Here is a 19,721-nt window from a genome sequence, read left to right on the forward strand (position 1 = left end):
CTCCTTTCTACCAGAGGCTGTTCTCACTGGTGCGTTTGGCAATCCGGTTCACGGTAACGAGCAGTATTACATTGACTACCGAGTTGAACAATCCGACAGCTGTCGAGAAGCTGTATTGGGCGTTCACCAGACCGGCGCGGTAGACATAGGTGGATATGACATCGGAGGCTTCCATGTTAAGCGAATTCTGCAGCAGCAGGATTTTCTCGAAGCCCAGGCCCAGAATGTTACCCATGTTCAGAATCAGCATGATCGTAATCGTGGGTATAATCGTCGGCAGATTGATATGCAGCACCCGCTTGATCCGGCTGGCTCCATCCACAATGGCCGCTTCATGCAGCTGTGGATCTACGCCGGACAGCGCTGCGAGATAGATAATCGTCCCCCACCCGGTGCTCTGCCAGACGCCTGAGAAGACGTACACCGTCTTGAACCAGGCAGGATCGGTCAGGAACTGCGCGGGCTGGAAGCCCAGGAATTCAATCGCCCGGACAATCATTCCGCTGGAGGGCGACAGGAAGGTAATAATCATCCCCGCCATGACGACCACTGAAATGAAATGCGGCGCATAGGTAACCGTCTGGACCGACTTCTTGAACGGGCCGTTGCGGACCTCATTGAAGGCCAGGGCCAGAATGATCGGCAGCGGGAACCCGATGGCAAGCTCATAGAAGCTGATGCTGAACGTGTTCCACAGCAGATCCCAGAAGAAATAAGAATTGAAGAACCGTTCGAAATGGTCGAAGCCTACCCAGTCGCTGCCCGTAATTCCTTTAGAAGGTACGAAGTTTTTGAAGGCAATCTGAATGCCGTACATCGGACCATAATGAAAGATGAAGAAATACAGTAACGCGGGAAGCATGAACAGATAGAGCTCCCAATTCTGCCAGATTCGTTTGCCAAGGGACTTGTTCCCCTTCATTCTCCCACTCCTCTCTATGTTAGTTTTCATTACACATAAATCTGTATCCGCTTCGCATTCTTGCAATGGCCTTGCCTGCTAACGCTTACATCTCAAATTGTAGTGAAACTAAGCTAACACCGTAAATATGTAGGTTGTGCATTGTCATGTTAACGGAGTGTAAAACCGCGCTGTTACGGGGCTTACGGGCTTAATAGCTTGTATAGGCCGCCGCTGGCTGTCTGCTGTAAATGTGTGAATTATGAACCCTTCTCCCCCCTGCAAAAGTTACATATTGTGATCCCCGGGCAGGTATGCAAACATTTGCTACGAATGCCAACACTACAACACCCTACTGAAGATATAGGAGGTTTCTGTCATGACCCGTACAACTGCCCACCTGATCTCACACACCCACTGGGACCGGGAATGGTATATGCCTTATGAGCGTCACCATGTGCTGCTGGCGAAGCTGATGAACGAGCTGCTGGAGACGCTGGAGCAGGACGAGCGCTACCGGTATTTCCACCTGGACGGACAGACCATTATTATTGAAGATTATCTGCAGGTGCATCCTGAGAAAAGAGAGCAGCTAGAGCGGTTCATCCGCGAAGGCCGGATTGTCATCGGCCCCTGGTATGTGCTCCAGGATGAATTCCTGACCAGCTCCGAGGCCAATGTGCGCAATCTGCTGATCGGCCATCAGGACGCCGCGAAATATGGCGTGATCTCGAAGCTCGGGTACTTCCCCGATTCCTTTGGCAATATGGGCCAAGCCCCACAGCTGCTCAAGCAGGCTGACATCAAGACTGCGGTGTTCGGCCGCGGCGTGAAGCCGACAGGCTTCGATAATATGGTCGGCGAGCTGAACAGCACCAGCTATGAGTCGCCATACTCGGAGATGTACTGGGAATCCCCGGATGGCTCAGTTGTGCTTGGACTGCTATTTGCGAACTGGTACAGCAACGGCAACGAGGTGCCGGTGGATGCAGAGGAAGCCAAGGTCTTCTGGGACAAAAAACTCGCGGATGCCGGCAAATACGCCTCCACCCCGGAGCTGCTGTTCATGAACGGCTGTGATCATCAGCCGGTGCAGCGTGATCTCGCGGATGCGCTGGAGACAGCCCGGAAGCTGTACCCGGACACGGACTTCGTCCACTCCAGCTTCGAGCAGTATCTAAAGGCGCTGGCGCCCTCGCTGCCTGAGGATCTGGTCACCGTGCACGGCGAGCTGCGCAGCCAGCATACGGACGGCTGGGGGACGCTGGTGAATACCGCTTCCGCCCGCGTCTATCTGAAGCAGCTTAACCAGCAGGGCCAGACGCTGCTGGAGAAGGGCGCAGAGCCGCTGGCGGCACTCGCTTATCTGGTCAGCGGGCAGGCATACCCCCATGCCCTGCTGACCTACGCCTGGAAGACTCTGATGCAGAACCACCCGCATGACAGCATCTGCGGCTGCAGTGTAGATGAGGTCCACCGCGAGATGATCAGCCGTTTCGAGAAGAGCCGCCATGTCGGCGAAGCTATTATAGAAGACAGTCTGAAAGCGGTCTCCGCACAGATTGGCACCCGGAAGGTTGCGAACTGGGATGAATCGGCGCGGCCGGTGACGGTGTTCAATACCACCGGCTGGGAGCGCAGCGGAACAGTAAGCGTGGAGGTGATCTTCGCCAAGCGTTACTTCAAGGAAGGGCCGAATCCGGCGGCGATCGCAGAAGCGCTGGATCAGCTTACGCTTGAGCTTGCGAACGGACGGCTGCTCGACGCTGAAGGGCAGACCGTGGCTTGCCAGGCGGAGGATCTGGGCACCCGGTTCGGCTATGAGCTGCCGGACGACCAGTTCCGCAAGCCTTATATGGCCCGGATGGTCCGGCTGACCTTCGAGGCTGCGCAGGTGCCGCCGTTAGGCTACAGCACCTACGCCTGGGTAGAGTCGGCGGATGAGTCTGCCTGGGCTGCTGCTGAAGGCCCGCTTAAGCTGCTGGAACGTGGGATGGAGAATGAATTCCTGGCCGTTCAGATCCGCGAGGACGGTTCTTACGATGTGGCTGACAAGCGGACGGGCCGCAGCTTCACCGGACTCGGCGTCTATGAGAACTGCGGAGATATCGGGAATGAATACGTGTTCCGCCAGCCCGAGGGCGATGCTGCACTGACGACCAAGGGCCTTGCCGCCCAGATCTCGCTGGCTGAGCATGAGCCTTACCGCATCACGTATGAAATCGTGCATGAATGGGCGATTCCCGCTTCCGCCGATGCTTCGTTCGAAGATGAGAAGCGCAGAATGGTGCCGTTCCGGCAACGCAAGGCCGGACGCTCTGCGGAGCAGGTGCCACTGCGGATCGTGACCCGTATCAGCCTGGAGACCAGCGGGACCGGCGTTCAGATCTCTGCCACGTTCAATAATCAGGCTAAGGACCACCGGCTGCGTGTGCTTATCCCTACCGGGCTGGCGGCGTCCACCCTGCGGGCCGATTCGATCTTCGAAGCTGCTGAACGCGAGATTGAGCCGGCAGCGGACTGGATCAATCCGAGCAATGCCCAGCACCAGCAGGCTTATGTCAGCGTGTCAGACGGCAGCGCCGGACTGCTGGTAGCCAACCAAGGTCTGAACGAATACGAGGTGCTGCGGGACGGCAGCAATACGATTGCTGTCACCCTGCTGCGCAGCGTATCAGAGCTTGGTGACTGGGGCGTGTTCCCTACACCGGAAGCCCAGTGCCTTGGTGAGCAGACCGTGGAATTCGCGATCCGCCCCTTCGCCGGGGACTCGGACTGGACGGAGGCTTGTGCCTGGGCCTATCAGTACCAGGTGCCTTGGTTCACGGTCCAGACCGGCTGGCAGGAAGGCTCCCTCCCTGCTGTCTATCAGCCGCTGGAGTGGCAGGGCCGCACCCTGGCGCTGTCGGTCTTCAAAATGTCCGCAGACCATGAGGACCTTATTCTGCGCTGGTATAATCTGGCGGGAGCAGAGCAGGAGCTCGCGCTGGCGCCGCATTTTCCGGTGAAGGCTGTCTATGCCAGTGATATTCTGGAACGGCGCAAACAGCGGGAAGTTCTGGATGAAGGTACTCTCCGCCGCTCTGTCGGTAAAGCTCAAATCGTCACCTATGCCCTGCAAACCGTACAACCCTAAATTGACTATGCCAGGAGGAGTTACACCATGAATCTGCCAGCTTCCATTACCGCCTATCTGAATGAGGCCGATGAACGGCTAGCGCATCACCCGAAACTGCAGCAGTTGTTCCGCAACTGCTTCCCGAACACACTGGAGACCACGACCAAGCTGCTGGATGACGGCACGACCTTCGTGTTCACCGGCGATATTCCGGCCATGTGGCTGCGCGATTCGACGGAGCAGGTGCGGCATTATATTCCTTTTGCCAAAAACGACCCTGAATTGCAGCGGATTCTCCGCGGCCTGATTGCCCGCCAGATGTTCTATGTGAATATTGATCCGTACACCAATGCCTTCAACGAGACGGCAAGTGACAAGCATTACCGCGATACGGACGACTGTAACTTGAACCCGTGGATGTGGGAGCGCAAATATGAGCTGGACTCCCTCTGCTTCGTCGTTCAGCTGGCTTATATGTACTGGAAGGAAGCGGAGCAGACCGATATCTTCGATGCCGCCTGCTACCAGGCGCTGACCTCCATCGTGAACACGATCGAGACCGAGCAGCACCACGGGGAGAAATCCCCTTACCATTTCATCCGCCAGACGCTCCAGGATACGGAGACGCTGCACAATAACGGACGCGGGATGCCGGTCAACTACACGGGGATGAGCTGGTCGGGCTTCCGCCCGAGCGATGACAGCTGCGAATTCGGCTACAATATTCCCTCGAATATGTTCGCTGTGGTCATTCTGGGGTATATCGGCGAGATAGCGAACGAGGTCTACCAGGACGAGCGGCTGGCGGCGAGAGCGGCGAAGCTGCGCAAGGAGATCGACTTCGGCATCCGTACCTATGGCATCGTGACCCATCCGAAATACGGCAGAATCTACGCCTATGAGACGGACGGTTACGGCAATTACTCGCTGATGGACGATGCCGGAACCCCAGGGCTGATCTCTATTCCTTACATTGGTTATGTGGGCGTGGAGGACGAAATCTATCAGAACACCCGCCGATTCGCGCTCAGCTTCGACAACCCCTTCTATTTCGAAGGCAAGCATGCCAAGGGCATCGGCAGTCCGCACACCCCGGGCGGTTACGTGTGGCATATGGCGCTGTCCATGCAGGCGCTGACGGCGGATAATGATGAGGAGATCAAGGAGCTGATCGATATGCTGATCCGGACCGATGCCGATACCGGCTACATGCATGAAGGTTTCCACCCGGATAACCCGGCCGACTTCTCGCGCGAGTGGTTCGCCTGGTCCAACAGCCTGTTCGCTACGCTGATTGGCAAGGCGATGGATAAGGGATTGGTTTAGGGGATTGGTCTAGGGGGGCTGGTCAAGACATGGCAGCCTCGTCATCCGCGCGGACTCTAACTGTAGTTTGTACAACTAAAATGGCGCAGAATCCGGCTTGAATCGGTTTAGTTGCAGTTTGTACAGCTATAATTCCCTACTTTCCGCAAAAGACGGCTAACCGCTGTTTTTAATTGTACCGAATACAGTTAAACCACTAAATCGGAGTTTCAGCACAGTTTAGGTGTATGGAATACAATTAAGCATACGCTCCAAGGTAGCCGCCTGCTCGAATAAGCGGGTAAGATCGCCATATCCCCAGGAGAACCCTAAGCGGATAGCTTATCCTGCAACAAGCAAGTGGAATAACGTATCTTAATTCGCCGATTGGGCTGGAGTTACCGGTAACAGGTGGACAAACAGCAACTAATATAATTAGTTTATGCTACTTTGGATGAATCGGGAGAATTTAGTTGGAGGAAATCCACCTATCATACTTCCTCTAAACACAAAACGGCTGCGGCTCCCTTGAAGATTGACATCAAGGAGGCCGCAGCCGTTTCTATGTGTTTAACTCACCTCAGCTTAGTAGCCGCTCTGGCTCTGCTCGCCCTTGGCAATCGCTACGCCGCCGCTGGTGCCGATCCGGCTGGCGCCTGCGCCGATCATCACGAGCGCGTCTTCCGCGCTGCGGACACCGCCGGAGGCCTTCACGCCGATCTCAGGGCCGACGGTCGCCCGCATCAGAGCGATATCTTCCTTCGTGGCTCCGCCGGTCGAGAAGCCGGTTGAGGTCTTCACGAAGTCTGCGCCCGCTTCTACAGCAAGCTTGCAGGCACGGACCTTCTCCTCTTCAGTTAGCAGGCAGGCTTCAATAATAACCTTGGTCAGCGCTTTGCCGCGCGCGGCTTCGACTACTGCAACCATATCGCGCTTCACCAGCTCGTCATTGCCGTCCTTCAGAGCGCCGATATTAATGACCATATCCACCTCACCGGCACCATTCGCAATGGCATCCTTCGTCTCAAAGGCCTTCGACTCAGGCGTCGATGCCCCCAGCGGGAAGCCGATTACTGTACATACCTTCACTTCCGGGGTATCCTTCAGCACGGCATGCGCCGTAGCCACCCAGGCCGGATTCACGCACACAGAGGCGAATTTGTAGGCTTTGGCCTCTTCGGCAAGCTTGATAATATCGTCTTTCCGGGCATCCGCCTTCAGCAGCGTATGATCAATAATCCCGGATATTGTAGTTTCACTCATGTTCAATTCCTCCATATAATCGGTAATAGATGTTCACATCCCTTGTATCATACCAATAGTCGGACGCTTTTGAAAGCTGGAGGGCATAACCTCTGCTAATCCTGTATCCGCTCCGGGCAGTATAGATCAAGCGCACCGAACCCTTAGCCCTATACATTCACCTGCCGGATGGCCTCCCGTAGATCGCCTGTACTAGCGCTGACGCTCAGCGAAGCCTCGTAGACTTCTTTGATTCGCGCCAATTGCAGATCAGTCAGCTCACGGATCTCCCGGGTCTGCTCCGAGACCTCTCCGGCAATATCGGCCATGCTGCCCACCACTGCCGCTACCTCCTCTGAGCCGGCGGAGAGCTGCTCGGCGGTCGCCGACACATCAATGATCTGTCCGGCTACCTCACGGAAGGCAGTGGAAGCCTCCAGCAGAGCAGCCTCCGCTTCGGCTGACATCCGCACCCCTTCCTTCACTTCAGCGGATGCTTCCGTCATCTGTACCCCGATGCTTGCCGAAGCCTGGCTGATGTGCAGCAGCAGCTCGGTCACCCGCTCGGTCGAGGCTGCGGAGCCTTCCGCCAGCTTGCGTACTTCACCGGCTACGACAGTGAAGCCTCTGCCGTGCTCCCCCGCACGCGCCGCCTCAATGGAAGCATTCAACGCCAGCAGCTTCGTCTGATCCGCAGACTGCCTGATCGCAGCCAGCGCGCCTTCAATCTCATCCGTGTACCCTTGCAGCCGCAGCACAATATCCAGCGTCTCCCCGGTGGATACAGAGATCGATTTCATCTGCTGATTGGTGTGGTTCATCGCCGTCTGTGACGCCTCTGCAATGTCCAGCGCCTTGACTGCGAATTCCGAGACCGCTGCCGAGGCCTCCGAGATGCGCGAGATGCCCAGCGCCATCTCATCCATGGCTACTGCGCTGCTCTGTGCGCCTTCCGTCTGTGAGTTAGCCCCGGCATGGATATTGCTGATTCTGCCGCTCACCGTCTCACTCATCTTCAGCACATCATCGGCATTTCTGGCGAAGGTCTCGGAGGAGCCGTAGAGACTGTCAGATGCGGTAGACACCCCGGATACCATCCCTTTCACTCTGGCATTCAGATCCCCTGACATCTGGAGCATCGCCTGATAAGCCCTGCCAATCTCATCCCGGGAGTTGACCGGATGGGCATGCAAGATACGGGCTGCCCCGGCGAGATTCCCTTCAGCCATCGTGCCCGCGCTCTCTGTAATCGTCACCAGCGGACGCAAGGACCGGGAGACGAACCAGGCCAGCACCGCGAGTGCGCCCAGAGACAGAGCTAGAATAATACTATAGAGCGGCAGGCTCTCCATCAGGACATCACGGGTCAGCGTACTCAGCACAGCAACATCGGTATCAATGCCCAGCGCCCCGACCAGCTTCCCGCCGGTGTCCTTCATAGGAACGAATGCTGAGATATAATCCCCGTATTCGGGATTGCTGATCAGCGGCGTGCTGGCATTCTCTCCGGCAAGCACAGCCGTAACTGCGGCCGCTGGCATATCAGTACTCTCATTAATCCCCGAAGCCAGCGGGTCTCCCTCCGGCCTGCCGTCAATCATCAGCTGCGGCTGGCGGGCATCATCAATCCGCACAAAATATACATAACGGGCACCAATCGACTTCCGGAACTGATCCAGTTCATTGCGGAGCGACCAATACAGGTCCGACTCCTGCGGATCGGCCAGAAATTCACTGTAGCGCCCGGCATCAATCTGCGTCACATAATGGCTGGCAATACTCATGTTGTAGCTGCTGATCGTCCCTTTGACCGCTGATCCGGTGTTCACCCACTGAATGGCGGCATTGCCTGCTGTAATGCAGAGAATCACTACGGTCATAACACAGAGAATACGGGCAATCAGTCTGGTTCGGATAAAAGAAAACATGGAGGCCTTCCCTTTCGCGCATCACAATTGCGTGGTTATAGTAGGGCCATCCGAAGAAGCAATGACAAATGTCCCTCTACCGGAAAATTTCGACAAACTTTTCAAAAACCCTTTTCCAAAGACGGCGTAGACGATTAAAATTTGTAGGATGAATCCTTTACATTATTAATTGTCAAAAAAAGACTGCTTCTGAAGCCTAATCGCTCCAAAAACAGCCTTCTGTCCTTGATCCGTCAATGGCCGCCCGAAGACGACAATCCAACCCGCTGCACCAGCCGGGCACTTTCTTCATTCAGACCCGTGAGAGTGACCTTAGTACCCAATGCCGCGTATTTGTCCATCGTCTTGGCAATGGCCCCCACCGCCGACTGATCCCACACATGGGAACGGCTGAAATCGATAATGACCTGCGCCGGATCACTGTCATACATGAATTCATTCACGAAATGGCTCGTGGTTCCAAAGAACAGCTGGCCCGATACCCGATAAGTCGTTACAGATGCCGTAGTATGAACATTCAGCTGAAGGGAAGCGATTTTCCAGGCAAAAGACAAAGCACTCAGCAGCACGCCGAACAGCACGCCGATCGACAGGTTATCGGTAGCTACTACTGTAACCACAGTGACCACCATGACCAGGGCATCGCTTAGCGGAACTCTCCGCAAGGAGGTCAGGGACTTCCATTCAAAGGTGCTGATGCAGACCATAATCATTACACCGACCAGTGCGCCCATAGGAATCTGCTTAACAACATCACCCAGCACAAGAATCAGGAACAATAGGAAGATCCCGGAGACAAAAGTGGACAAGCGTGTCCGTCCGCCCGATTTCATATTGACCATCGACTGGCCGATCATCGCGCAGCCAGCCATGCCTCCGAAGAAGCCGGTCACGATGTTGGCCAGCCCCTGCCCCTTCGCTTCCCGGTTCTTGTCGCTGCCGGTGCCCGTGATATCATCAATCAGCGTGGCTGTCATCAGCGATTCCAGTAATCCGACGACCGCGAGTGAGAGCGAATACGGCAGTATAATCAGTAGTGTATCCAGCGTCAAGGGAAGGCTCGGCAGATGGAATACAGGCAGCGCTGAAGTAATAGTCCCCATATCGCCCACGGTTCTTACATCCAGACCCAGCACAATGCTGAGGACCGAGACTACGACAATGGCGACCAGCGCCGATGGCACCGCCTTGGTGATCCGGGGAACCGTATAGATGATGACCAGCGTAAGAGCCACAAGTGCGTACATGATCCAGCCCTGTCCCTCAAAATGCACGAGCTGAGCCATAAAGATCAGAATCGCCAGCGCGTTGACAAAGCCGGTCATGACCGGCTGCGGCAGGAAGGTGATGAACCGGCCCAGCTTCAGCAGCCCCATCACAATCTGCAGGATGCCAGCCAGCACCGTAGCCGCGAACAGATACTCAATGCCGTGCGACAGCACCAGACTGCCGACCAGCAGGGCCATCGCTCCTGTCGCCGCCGAGATCATCCCCGGCCGCCCGCCGGCGAAGGCTGTTACAATAGCGATACAGAAGGAGGCGTACAGACCAACCATAGGGCTTACGCCAGCAAGGATGGAGAAAGCAATCGCTTCAGGAATTAAGGCAATAGCCACGGTCATGCCCGATAAAATATCACTCCGTGTGTTGGAGAACCAACCGTTGTTGTATGAGACGATTTGCTTCAAAATTTCAGTTCCTCCTGTTACCTGAATTCACCCTGTTTCACTTAACGGTATAATCCGGAGGCCTTCACCTCATTGAAGAAGGTGTTGAACTCCTCAATATTAAGCTGCTGCGCCGCATCGGACAAGGCTGTAGCCGGATCAGGATGCACCTCCACCATAATACCGTCGGCTCCGGCAGCAAGCGCAGCCTTGGCACACGGGATCAGAATATCCTTGCGTCCGGTGGAATGCGTGACATCCACCAGCACCGGCAGATGGCATTCCTGCTTAAGAATCGGTACCGCCGAGATATCCAGCGTATTGCGCGTCGACCGCTCATAGGTGCGGATACCGCGTTCAATCAGCATAATCTCCATATTGCCGCGGGACATAATATATTCTGCCGCATGGACGAATTCATCCAGCGTGGCGGATAGTCCGCGCTTCAGCAGCACCGGCTTGTTCACTTCCCCTACCGCCTTAAGCAGCTCGAAGTTGTGCATGTTCCGCGCGCCGACCTGAATGACATCCACATAATCCAGCGCTTCTTCAATATGCCGGGGATCGACAATCTCACTGATCGTCAGCAGCCCATATTCATTCGCCGCTTCACGCAGAATCCGCAGGCCATCCATGCCCAGTCCCTGGAAATCATAAGGGGAGGTCCGGGGCTTGAAGGCGCCGCCGCGCATAACCTTGACGCCTGCCTTCTGCAGGGCCGCAGCCACCGTACGGGTCTGCAGCTCGCTCTCCACCGAACACGGGCCAGCTACCATCAGGGAGGATAATCCGCCTACTGTAACGCCGCCCGGCAGCTCAATAACTGTATCCTCCGCATGGTCTTTACGCGCTACCAGCAAGGTCTTCTTATGCTCCGTACTTTGCAGATCAAGCGAAGCTGAGAAAATCTGCTTGAACAGCGTACGGATGGTTCCATTCGTGAACGGCCCCTTATTGCCTGCGACCATTTTCTCCAGCATCGCCTTCTCCCGTTCAGGATCGAACTTCGGCACGCCCTGCTTCTCTTTGAGCACCCCAATCTCCTGAACGATTCCGGCACGCTCCGAGATCAGCTCCAGCAGCTGACCGTTAATCTCATCCAATCTTGCTCTCAGATCATCCAATTCCACATTACTCATTCCAAGACACTCCTTTGTGATATTAATAGTTAAGGCTATGAACGAACGCAAAAAGACCCCCCGCCGCAAGGGACGAGGAGCCGTGGTACCACCCTTATTTAGAACTGAATCCTGCTGACGCATCAGCACATGACGGCATACCTGAAGGATACCGGCCAGTCGATTCATTCTGTCTTACATCCGTTAACGCAGGAAGCGGGCCACCCTACCCATAACTGCTGCAGCAGTGTACTTCAGGGACCGACTCGGAAGTGAACTTCGGCACTAAGCGTCTAATGGGGGTGCTCTCAGTCTCCGGCACGCCTTCCCTGTTAAAATACGCTATGAAGTGCTTACTCTCTTCGTCATTGTCATTACAAGGTATATCGGTGCTGCTTATGCACCAGTTTCTGCTATCTTAATCAAAAAGACTTCCATATGCAAGACATCACAGCACTGCACTGCAGCTTTAACTCAGCATTGTGATTATTTTGTGAAGAGAAGTCTGCTTATTCCTGTTCCGCAAAAAATTTCCCGATTACTTTGGCAATGCTGTCGCTTCTCAGCGGCTTACTGATATACTCATCCATCCCTGCTTCAAGGCATAGCTCCCGGTCGCCCTTGAGCGCGTTGGCCGTCACTGCAACAATGACCGGCTGCCGGTCTGCCGGCTGCTCTGCCCTAATGGCAGCTGTGGCCTCCAGGCCGTTCATCCCGGGCATCTGCACATCCATGAAGATCAGATCATAGCCATGCCGGGCTGTCATATCGACCGCCTGCCGCCCATCCTCGGCCACATCGACGGCAAAGCCGCGCTTCTCCAGGATTTTGCGCAGGACGATCTGGTTAATCACATTGTCCTCGGCTACCAGAATATGCAGGGACCGGCCTTCTGATTGCGGCTCCGGCAGGTTCCCCTCCGGCCCGTCAGCCGGAAGCGACTGCGCTTCTGTCCGGAGGACCACGGTGAACACAAAGGTCGCCCCCTGCCCGGCTGCTGTATCCAGATAGATCTCTCCGCCCATCCGCTCGACCAATTGCTTGCTGATCGCCAGCCCCAGACCGGTGCCTTCACCCTGGCGGCCCCTGAAATGCTCCATCTGATAGAACGGCTCGAACAAGCGGCTGCGGGCCTCCTCGGGAATCCCGCTCCCCGTATCCGCCACGGTGAACTGGAGCGTTACGCCTGCCAGGCCATCGGCAATGCGTTTCACGCTTACCTTTACCCCGCCGGTACAGGTGAATTTCACGGCATTGCCGGCCAGATTGAGCAGCACCTGCTTCAGCCGCTCCCCGTCCCCGATCAGCCGCTGCGGCACATCCGGCTCCGTCTCCACGCTGAGGGTCAGCCCTTTGCGCTCCGCCTTGAGCTGAAGCAGCTCCAGTGCGGAATCCATACAGTGCCGGAGGATGAACGGCTCGTCTTGGAGTGAGATTTTGCCTGCCTCAATCTTGGAGAGATCGAGAATGTCGTTGATGATATTCAGCAGGGATTCACCGCTCTGGCGGATAATCTCCAGGAACTCCCGCTGCTGCGAACCCGGCTCACTGCTCTCCAGCAGCAGGTCGGTCATCCCGATCACCCCGTTCATCGGAGTACGGATTTCGTGGCTCATCATAGCCAGGAACTCACTTTTGGCGCGGTTCGTATTCTCTGCGGTCTCCTTGGCAATCAGCAGCTTCTTCTGCTCGGTAATATCCTTGACGATAATATAAAAGCCTACGGTAGACTGGTTGATAATAATCGGCGCAAGGGTAGTCAGGACCTCCACAGAATGCCCGTCCTTATGCCAGATCAGGTTGATATCCTGTCCCACGGAGCCGCTCCGCCGGCGGGGGCCGAGTACATTCTGCAGCTGCCGCTCGCCGATGATCCGGCTGACACTCATGCCCACCATCTCAGGGATCGTATACCCCGTCAGCCTTACCGCCTGTTCATTCCCGTTAATAATATGGCCTTCCAGGTCCAGCGATATGATCGCGTCATGATTGTATTTCTTCAGCGAGGTATAACGCTCGACCGATTCCTGAAGCTTCTGCTCCACAATCTTGCGCCGGGTCACATCGCGGCCGACAGCCAGCACCCCGCGCTCCCCGCCGTCTTCCACCGTTCTCAGAGAGAATTCAATCCAGATATATTGGCCGTTCGCATGTAATATCCGCAGCTGGACATCAGGCGAGTCAGCCATCTGCTGCGCACTGATTAAGGCCAGATCCTCAGAATGAACCAGTCTGCTGTTATCCCGGCCGATCAGCTCCTCGGGTCTATACCCGAGCACCTCCTCCACAGAAGGGGAGCAGTAGCGGCAGACTGAACCCGGCGCAGCATAGTACACAATGTCCCTGATGTTGCCGGCAATCAGCTCGTACAGCCGCTCAGACGGTCCGGGAAGTGCCTTAGCCGGTGCCGCAAGCTGCCCTCCAGCCAAGTGAACGATATAATACAGCCCCTCTCCCGTCGAAGGCTCGCTCACCCTCGCCACATGCAGCAGCACCGGAACCGCAGAGCCATCCGCATGGCGCAGCTTAATTTCGGCTTCAAAAAAAGGGGCTGCTCCTGTCCTGAGGCTCCCCATCCTGTAGCTATGTATGTGCAGGCTATCTTCATCCCAGAACGCTTGGAAGCTGCGTCCCAGCAACTGCTCTTCGGAATATCCGAGCAAGAGGGTTACCGCCGGATTCACTTTCATCCATTCTTCAGCCATGGAGAGAAAGGCTACTCCGGCAGTTCCTGTCTTAAATGCCTGTTCAAATGGAGAAGACGTCTCCGTATGCTGCCCTAGCATAAGATCCACCGCCCGTTTGTGAAGTATTAGATGCAATTCCTTTATATTAAATCTGCAATATAAATATCTTGCATAATCGGGCGAAAGTCAAATCATTATGTCGAATACTGACAATTCCTTATTCAGCGGATTACAGCAGCCCGTGAACCCGCCGCCAGACAGAGATCTCCCCAGTTCCCCACCTTAATGAATCCCCTGTTGCTATTTCAAGCTAAATCTTCTGCAGGTCTTCTCCGTAGAGCAGCCTCTTCACGGTTTCGGTGAACGCTTTAACCTGAAAGGGCTTGGTGATATATTCGGCAAAGCCCTTCTTCCGGGCCTTCTCAATATCCGAGCTTTGCGCAAACGCACTCGTCGCCAGCACCGGAATATGACAAGTTGCCTGATCCTGCTGCAGTATTTCCAGAGCTTCATACCCGTTAAGTCCGGGAAGCCCGATGTCCAGGATAATCAGATCCGGCAGAGCTTCCCGCGCTATTTGCAGTCCAAGCTCTGCCGTTTCAGCCTTCAGCAGCAATACGGAGGGCAGATTTCTTTTGAAGATATGGTGTACTAAGGCCATATTGAGCTGATTATCTTCTACATATAATACCGTCCACTTGCACTCCTCCATCCAGCTTATCCTCCTAAAAAGTCTCAGCACCCCTAACGGCAGATGGGCAGAAAATAAAAAAACCGAAGAAAGGGACGATTCCCCCTTCTTCGGCTCATGTTCGGCTCATTTGCATGTCCGACTCATTTCCACCTCATATATGGTTAGACTTTAGTGAAAAGTATAGGCTATCACGCTGGTATCTTTGTCGAAATCCCAATCCACATAAATATCCGCCAGCTCTTTGCCGAGCATCGGGGCTATCGTGGTGGTATCCTCCAAATATCGTTTCTCCATCTTGCGCTTGGTGGTCTTCAGTGTATTCTCGTAGCCGAGGCCGATCAATTCCTTCTCCAAAGGAATCATGATGCCTTCGCGCTTGATAATCAGAATGCGGGGTCCCAGCCACCAGGAGTCTGTATGGACCGGTTCCTTTTGGACCTTCCTGGTCACCTCGTTAATCTGGGTATGGACTTCTTCACGCCCGGCATAATCATCAATCGGTACGTCGTCGTTCTTGATGAGTGCCACGATCATACCCGATGCATTATGAATGCCCCAATCATAAAAAAGCTCGCCGACCTCAATAGCCAGGCTCTCCTTCAGGTATGCTGCAAGCTCGGGAAGCAGGGACTTCATCAGAAGCTCCCGTGTATAACGAAACGCCTGTTCTTCTTCCTTATTCAATAAAAACCTCTCCACAGGTCCGATGAAATTACGGATATGCAGTGCTATACATTGCTCCCCGATAGAGGCATGTATCGATTCAGGTCCCTTCCCGAAGCGTTCCCGCAGTAGCCTTCCTGTGAAACTGGAAAGTTGGCTAGTAAGTTCTGTAGTGCTCATTCAATTTCCTCCAGCATAATATTCTAGTGTCTGTGTGTAGATTTGGGGAGACGCTCCGCCTGCTGAAGAAACGGTTCGTTCAACTTAGTATAATCTCAACCGCCCAGTTAGTATATATTAAAATAATTTATATTTTTCTGCAGCAGCTTAGCCTGCTTCTATATGTATCGGCGTGTTCCTAGTATTGCCCAAATTATGTCATATTACTTAGACACGGCCGAAACATACAAGAACATGCACCCGTCAGTCAGAAGCGATTATATACAAAAAGGTGTTCCGCTGCCGGCATGGCTGCGGAACACCTGTGAATTCACTTGCCTATCTCTTGCTGCTTGCCGCGGTAAGCTTCGGTGAAGACCTCGAAGAACGGTGTCGTGTCCCGTTCTGCCATCGTGTCCTCCGCCCCCGGATTCCAGCCGATCTCCTTCCGCCAGCTGCCCAGCCGGCCGGATTCAATCAGCTCCTGCTCATCCGGGTTCGCAGACTTATCTGCCTGCGGTGCCACATACAATGCATCGACAGGACAATAAGCTTCGCACATGAAGCAGGTCTGGCAATCCTCCTGGCGGGCAATGACGGCAAGCTTGCCCTCCATCGCGAAGACATTCGTCGGACAGACCTTCACGCACAGCCTGCAGCCGATGCAGCGGTCCTGGCTAACCAGCTCAATCATATGGCCCGCTCCTCTCCCGGAATCCGCAGCTCATGGGCATGAGGCACACTTTCCGTGCGGATACCGATCGTATTAACGCCGGAGAGAATCAGGCGGTGGGTCTGGCGCGGGTCCAGCGCCGGATACTCGGCCAGGCGCTGCAGGCCGCGGCTCTCTTTGCGGGCCAGCGCAGCAGTGTAAATCCAGCGGCCGACATTCAGCATAGCGGCCGCTTCACGTGACTGCACGATGCCCTGAACCGTGGCAGGCACCTGCCCGCCCAGCTCGGGCATCAGGCGGTTCAGGCGCTGCAGGGCGGCAGCGACTACGGGCTCGCTGCGGAAGTAATTGATCCGCAGCGGCAGGATCTCCTGCTGGACCGCCGCGATCAGCGGCTTCGCGTCCAGCGTCCGTGAGGTGCCGGCGCCAGCCGGCATGCCGTAGCGGCCCGCCGCGCGGAGCATCCGGCGCTCCGCCGGATGCGGCTGCTGCAGAGCGTGCCGCGCCGCGCTTTGTCCTGCCCAGCTGCCGCTGCAGATGGCCCAGGATGCATTGTAGGCGCCGCCGCCGGAGATGGCGCCGGTCACTTTCTCGCGGGAGGCGGCGTCGCCTGCCGCATACAGCCCCGGCACCGAGGTTTCACAACCGGGGCCGGTCAGGCGCAGGCCGCCCGTGCCGCGCATCGTGCCTTCATAGCGGAGCGTAAGCGGAAATTTATCCTTGAACGGATTAATCCCCGCCCGCTCCAGCGGCATGAAGAAAATCGGGTGGGCATTGCGGAGGAATTCCTGCTTCTCCTTCGTATCAGCCAAATCCAGAGAAGCATAGACCGGGCCCTTCAGCATCAGCTCGGGAATGCTGCCGAAGGTGCGGTCGCCCCGGTGCAGCGGCCTTCCCGCAGCATCATACAGCGTGGCCCAGGCCAGCATCCGCCCGCGGGTGACCGTTCCGTCCGCGAAGCTCGGAGCATATTGCCGGGTGAATTCCATGCCCGACAGCTCGGCACCGGCTTCGGCTGACATCAGCAGCCCTTCACCGGTAAGCACATTACAACCCAGCCCCTTGCTGAGGAAGGCGCAGCCGCCCGTAGCCATAATCACCGCATTCGCCTTCACTTCCCAGCTCTCTCCGGTCAGGCGGTTGATTCCGCGGGCGCCACCCACACCGTGCTGATCATGGAGCAGCTCCAGCGCCGGCGATTGATCCCAGATGCGCACTCCCGCCTTGCGCACCACTCTGCGCATAATCTTCATGTATTCGGGGCCATGCAGATGCGTCCGCAGCGGCCGGCCCTCCTCATCCTTCGGGAAGGGATACCCCCACTCCTCAACCAGCTGCAGATTCTGCTCGACCTGATCCAGCACACGGTGTATCCAGGCATTCTCCGAGAGATAGCCGCCGGCCTTAAGTCTGTCCTGCACGGCCTGCTCCCGCAGCTCGGCTACCGGCGGAATCACCAGCAGCGTCGTTCCCCCCGGCGCGGTAGCCCCGCTGGTTCCGAGATATCCCTTATCTGCCAGAATCACCTTCGCTCCCTGAGAAGCTGCACTCCATGCCGCCCATGCTCCGGCCGGGCCTCCACCCAGCACTAGAACATCTGTTGTAGCCTGCTGTTGCTGCGGCATTCCGCTTCCTCCTCTTCACGGTTCTTTTAAATGTAGAAATAAGCTCAGGCCAGCTTCTCCTGCAAAAATGCTATCGTTGAGGTGACAGCCTCATTCAGCGCAGAGGTGGAGCCTTCGTACGGATCTACCGTTCCGAAGGTATGATCTGCACCCCGGATGCTCAGGTACCGGTGCTGCGGCGCTTGCTCCCTGAAGCCGGCATGCTGCAGCAGCAGGGCATCACGGTCCTGATCACCCTGAATCAGCAGCGCAGCAGCCGATACTCTGCTGAGCGCCTCCTCCAGATTGAAACGCTCCTTATTCCGCAGCTGATCCTCCCGGACCGCCTGCTCCTGCGGCGTAAGCGCCGCAGTACCTTCACCCTGCCGAGGCTGCGGTGCAGCACCGCCGTTCCAGACTACCAGCGCCTTCACCTCAGGATGCTCTGCCGCGAACAGGATGTTGCTCCCGCCTGCACGGCTATGCCCCAGAACCGCTATCCGCTCCGTGTCGGCTAGCCCGGCAAGCGGCAGCCTGCCTTCAAGCAGGCTATGGAGCAACTGCTCCAGATCCGCCAGCTCCCTGCTCAGCGTGGCCGCTTCGGCTGCTTCCTCCGGGCTGATCCCATCAGCATCACGGGCAGCGATACGCGAGAAATTGAAGCTTACGGTGTAGAACCCGCTTCCGGCAATTCTGCCGGAGACCTCCGGCCAGAACGCCCAATCTTTATGTCCTCTGAAGCCATGGCTGATCAGGAGTACAGGCTTCGTTGCCGTCCCCGCAGGGACCCGTACCTCACCTTCCAGATACAGCCCATTCTCCAGCGGCAGCTTGAAATGTTCAATAGTTAAGGTTTCATGAGACATCGGCATTCCCTCCGTTTCCCTATGTTGAATTACTTGAGCTGCCAATCGCTGATATTGAAATCCTTCTTGGCCAGCTTCTCATCGACGAGGAAGTTCTTGGTGCCCTCCAGCAGCTTAATGCCGTCATCTGTGAAGGCTGTATCCTTGATATCACTGATTGGATTAACCTGCTTCGCGAGTTCCGGGGTGGTATCTCCGATCTCTGCCAGGAATGCATAATATTCATCTTCATGCTGCTTCAGGTCGGCCAGTGCCTTCTCCCGGGCCGCATTCCAGACCTTGGGGAAATCCGGGAATTTCGCAAGGTACTCCTCTGACACTACGGTAGCGCTGCTACCGAGCAGATCCGGATGCTGCGAGGCATCATCCAAATGGGTGTACCCCTGCTCAATCTGCTTAAGCGCTGCCACACCGTTATTGGTGGTCGCGTCTACATCGCCGCGGGCCAGTGCTGCGCTTGCATCGGGAATCAGCATGTGAACCAGCTTATAATCAGTTACGCCCTCCTGCTTCAGCAAGCCGACTACATAACGGTGCATAAACGAACCTTTTTGGATGGCAATCGTCTTGCCCTTCAGGTCCTGCACCGTCTTCGGCCCGTCCTTCTTGCCGATCAGATAACCGACTGTATGCGCTGAAGTCTGGGCGATCAGCCGGGTCTTGGCTCCTGAGGCGTAGGCGATAATCGCCGGGGTATCCCCGAGGCTGCCGAAATCAAGTCTTCCGCTGATTAAGGATTCCGTCTGATCCGGCCCGTTCGGGAAGCCTGTCAGCTTGACTTCGGTAATTCCGTATGGTTTCAGCTCTTCCTGAATAATGCCCTTGTAAAGGCCCCAGCCTTCCGCGCCTCCCGGCAGATTCAGCTTATTGGAGCCAATGAATCCGTAATTCAGCACGGCCGGAACGTTGCTTGCAGCCTTATCGCCAGCCGCTTCAGCGGTATTGGTACCTCCACTGCCTGCTGCTGAGCTGCTGCTCCCCGTATTATTGCCGCAAGCCTGCAGTACCAGCATGATCATCACCACACCTGTAATCAGCGTGAGGCGTCCCCTTTTGCTCCATATACCTGTAATCTCTCTGTACAATCTGCTCATTG

At 55.9% G+C, this 19,721-nt stretch carries 14 protein-coding genes; 2 read left to right on the plus strand and 12 right to left on the minus strand.

Annotation, left to right across the window (positions count from 1 at the left end):
- Positions 1–7: 7 nt before the first annotated feature.
- A complete protein-coding gene (locus NST26_RS28470) occupies positions 8–922 on the minus strand; it encodes an ABC transporter permease (RefSeq protein WP_235192024.1) in 915 nt (304 codons plus the stop codon).
- 358 nt (positions 923–1,280) lie between these two features.
- On the opposite strand from NST26_RS28470, the gene NST26_RS28475 reads away from it, so the two are divergent.
- The gene (locus NST26_RS28475) at positions 1,281–4,037 is read left to right on the plus strand and encodes an alpha-mannosidase (protein WP_340980405.1); all 2,757 of its coding nucleotides are present in this window, start codon (positions 1,281–1,283) and stop codon (positions 4,035–4,037) included.
- Between the two features lie 27 nt (positions 4,038–4,064).
- A complete protein-coding gene (locus tag NST26_RS28480; protein ID WP_340980406.1) occupies positions 4,065–5,345 on the plus strand; it encodes a glycoside hydrolase family 125 protein in 1,281 nt (426 codons plus the stop codon).
- A gap of 564 nt (positions 5,346–5,909) precedes the next feature.
- On the opposite strand, the gene deoC is transcribed toward NST26_RS28480, so the two are convergent.
- From deoC to NST26_RS28535, 11 genes are all read right to left on the minus strand, one after another.
- Positions 5,910–6,587: a deoxyribose-phosphate aldolase gene (deoC, locus tag NST26_RS28485; protein ID WP_036694901.1), complete on the minus strand. Its 678-nt coding sequence runs from the start codon at positions 6,585–6,587 to the stop codon at positions 5,910–5,912.
- Between the two features lie 149 nt (positions 6,588–6,736).
- Positions 6,737–8,494: a methyl-accepting chemotaxis protein gene (locus NST26_RS28490; RefSeq protein ID WP_340980408.1), complete on the minus strand. Its 1,758-nt coding sequence runs from the start codon at positions 8,492–8,494 to the stop codon at positions 6,737–6,739.
- Positions 8,495–8,727: 233 nt separating this feature from the next.
- Complete coding sequence (locus NST26_RS28495; protein ID WP_281068252.1) at positions 8,728–10,182, minus strand: SulP family inorganic anion transporter; 1,455 nt, start codon at positions 10,180–10,182, stop codon at positions 8,728–8,730.
- A gap of 41 nt (positions 10,183–10,223) precedes the next feature.
- Complete coding sequence (locus NST26_RS28500) at positions 10,224–11,300, minus strand: bifunctional 3-deoxy-7-phosphoheptulonate synthase/chorismate mutase (RefSeq protein ID WP_036730419.1); 1,077 nt, start codon at positions 11,298–11,300, stop codon at positions 10,224–10,226.
- A 488-nt stretch (positions 11,301–11,788) separates the two neighbouring features.
- Positions 11,789–14,065, minus strand: a complete 2,277-nt coding sequence (locus NST26_RS28505) for a PAS domain S-box protein (RefSeq protein WP_340980409.1) — start codon at positions 14,063–14,065, stop codon at positions 11,789–11,791.
- A 211-nt stretch (positions 14,066–14,276) separates the two neighbouring features.
- The gene (locus NST26_RS28510; RefSeq protein WP_076084640.1) at positions 14,277–14,678 is read right to left on the minus strand and encodes a response regulator; all 402 of its coding nucleotides are present in this window, start codon (positions 14,676–14,678) and stop codon (positions 14,277–14,279) included.
- A 150-nt stretch (positions 14,679–14,828) separates the two neighbouring features.
- Complete coding sequence (locus tag NST26_RS28515; protein ID WP_036730423.1) at positions 14,829–15,503, minus strand: Na-translocating system protein MpsC family protein; 675 nt, start codon at positions 15,501–15,503, stop codon at positions 14,829–14,831.
- A 310-nt stretch (positions 15,504–15,813) separates the two neighbouring features.
- The gene (locus tag NST26_RS28520) at positions 15,814–16,176 is read right to left on the minus strand and encodes a 4Fe-4S dicluster domain-containing protein (RefSeq protein ID WP_209876726.1); all 363 of its coding nucleotides are present in this window, start codon (positions 16,174–16,176) and stop codon (positions 15,814–15,816) included.
- Complete coding sequence (locus NST26_RS28525) at positions 16,173–17,780, minus strand: FAD-binding protein (RefSeq protein ID WP_340980410.1); 1,608 nt, start codon at positions 17,778–17,780, stop codon at positions 16,173–16,175. The genes NST26_RS28520 and NST26_RS28525 overlap by 4 nt, the downstream gene beginning before the upstream one ends.
- 44 nt (positions 17,781–17,824) lie before the next feature.
- Positions 17,825–18,625 (minus strand): alpha/beta hydrolase family protein, encoded by an 801-nt coding sequence (locus tag NST26_RS28530; RefSeq protein ID WP_340980411.1) that lies wholly within the window; start codon positions 18,623–18,625, stop codon positions 17,825–17,827.
- A gap of 29 nt (positions 18,626–18,654) precedes the next feature.
- The gene (locus NST26_RS28535) at positions 18,655–19,719 is read right to left on the minus strand and encodes an ABC transporter substrate-binding protein (protein ID WP_340980412.1); all 1,065 of its coding nucleotides are present in this window, start codon (positions 19,717–19,719) and stop codon (positions 18,655–18,657) included.
- Between the last annotated feature and the right edge of the window lie 2 nt (positions 19,720–19,721).

The organism is Paenibacillus sp. FSL R7-0128 (assembly GCF_038002245.1).
GTDB lineage: Bacteria > Bacillota > Bacilli > Paenibacillales > Paenibacillaceae > Paenibacillus_AQ > Paenibacillus_AQ silagei.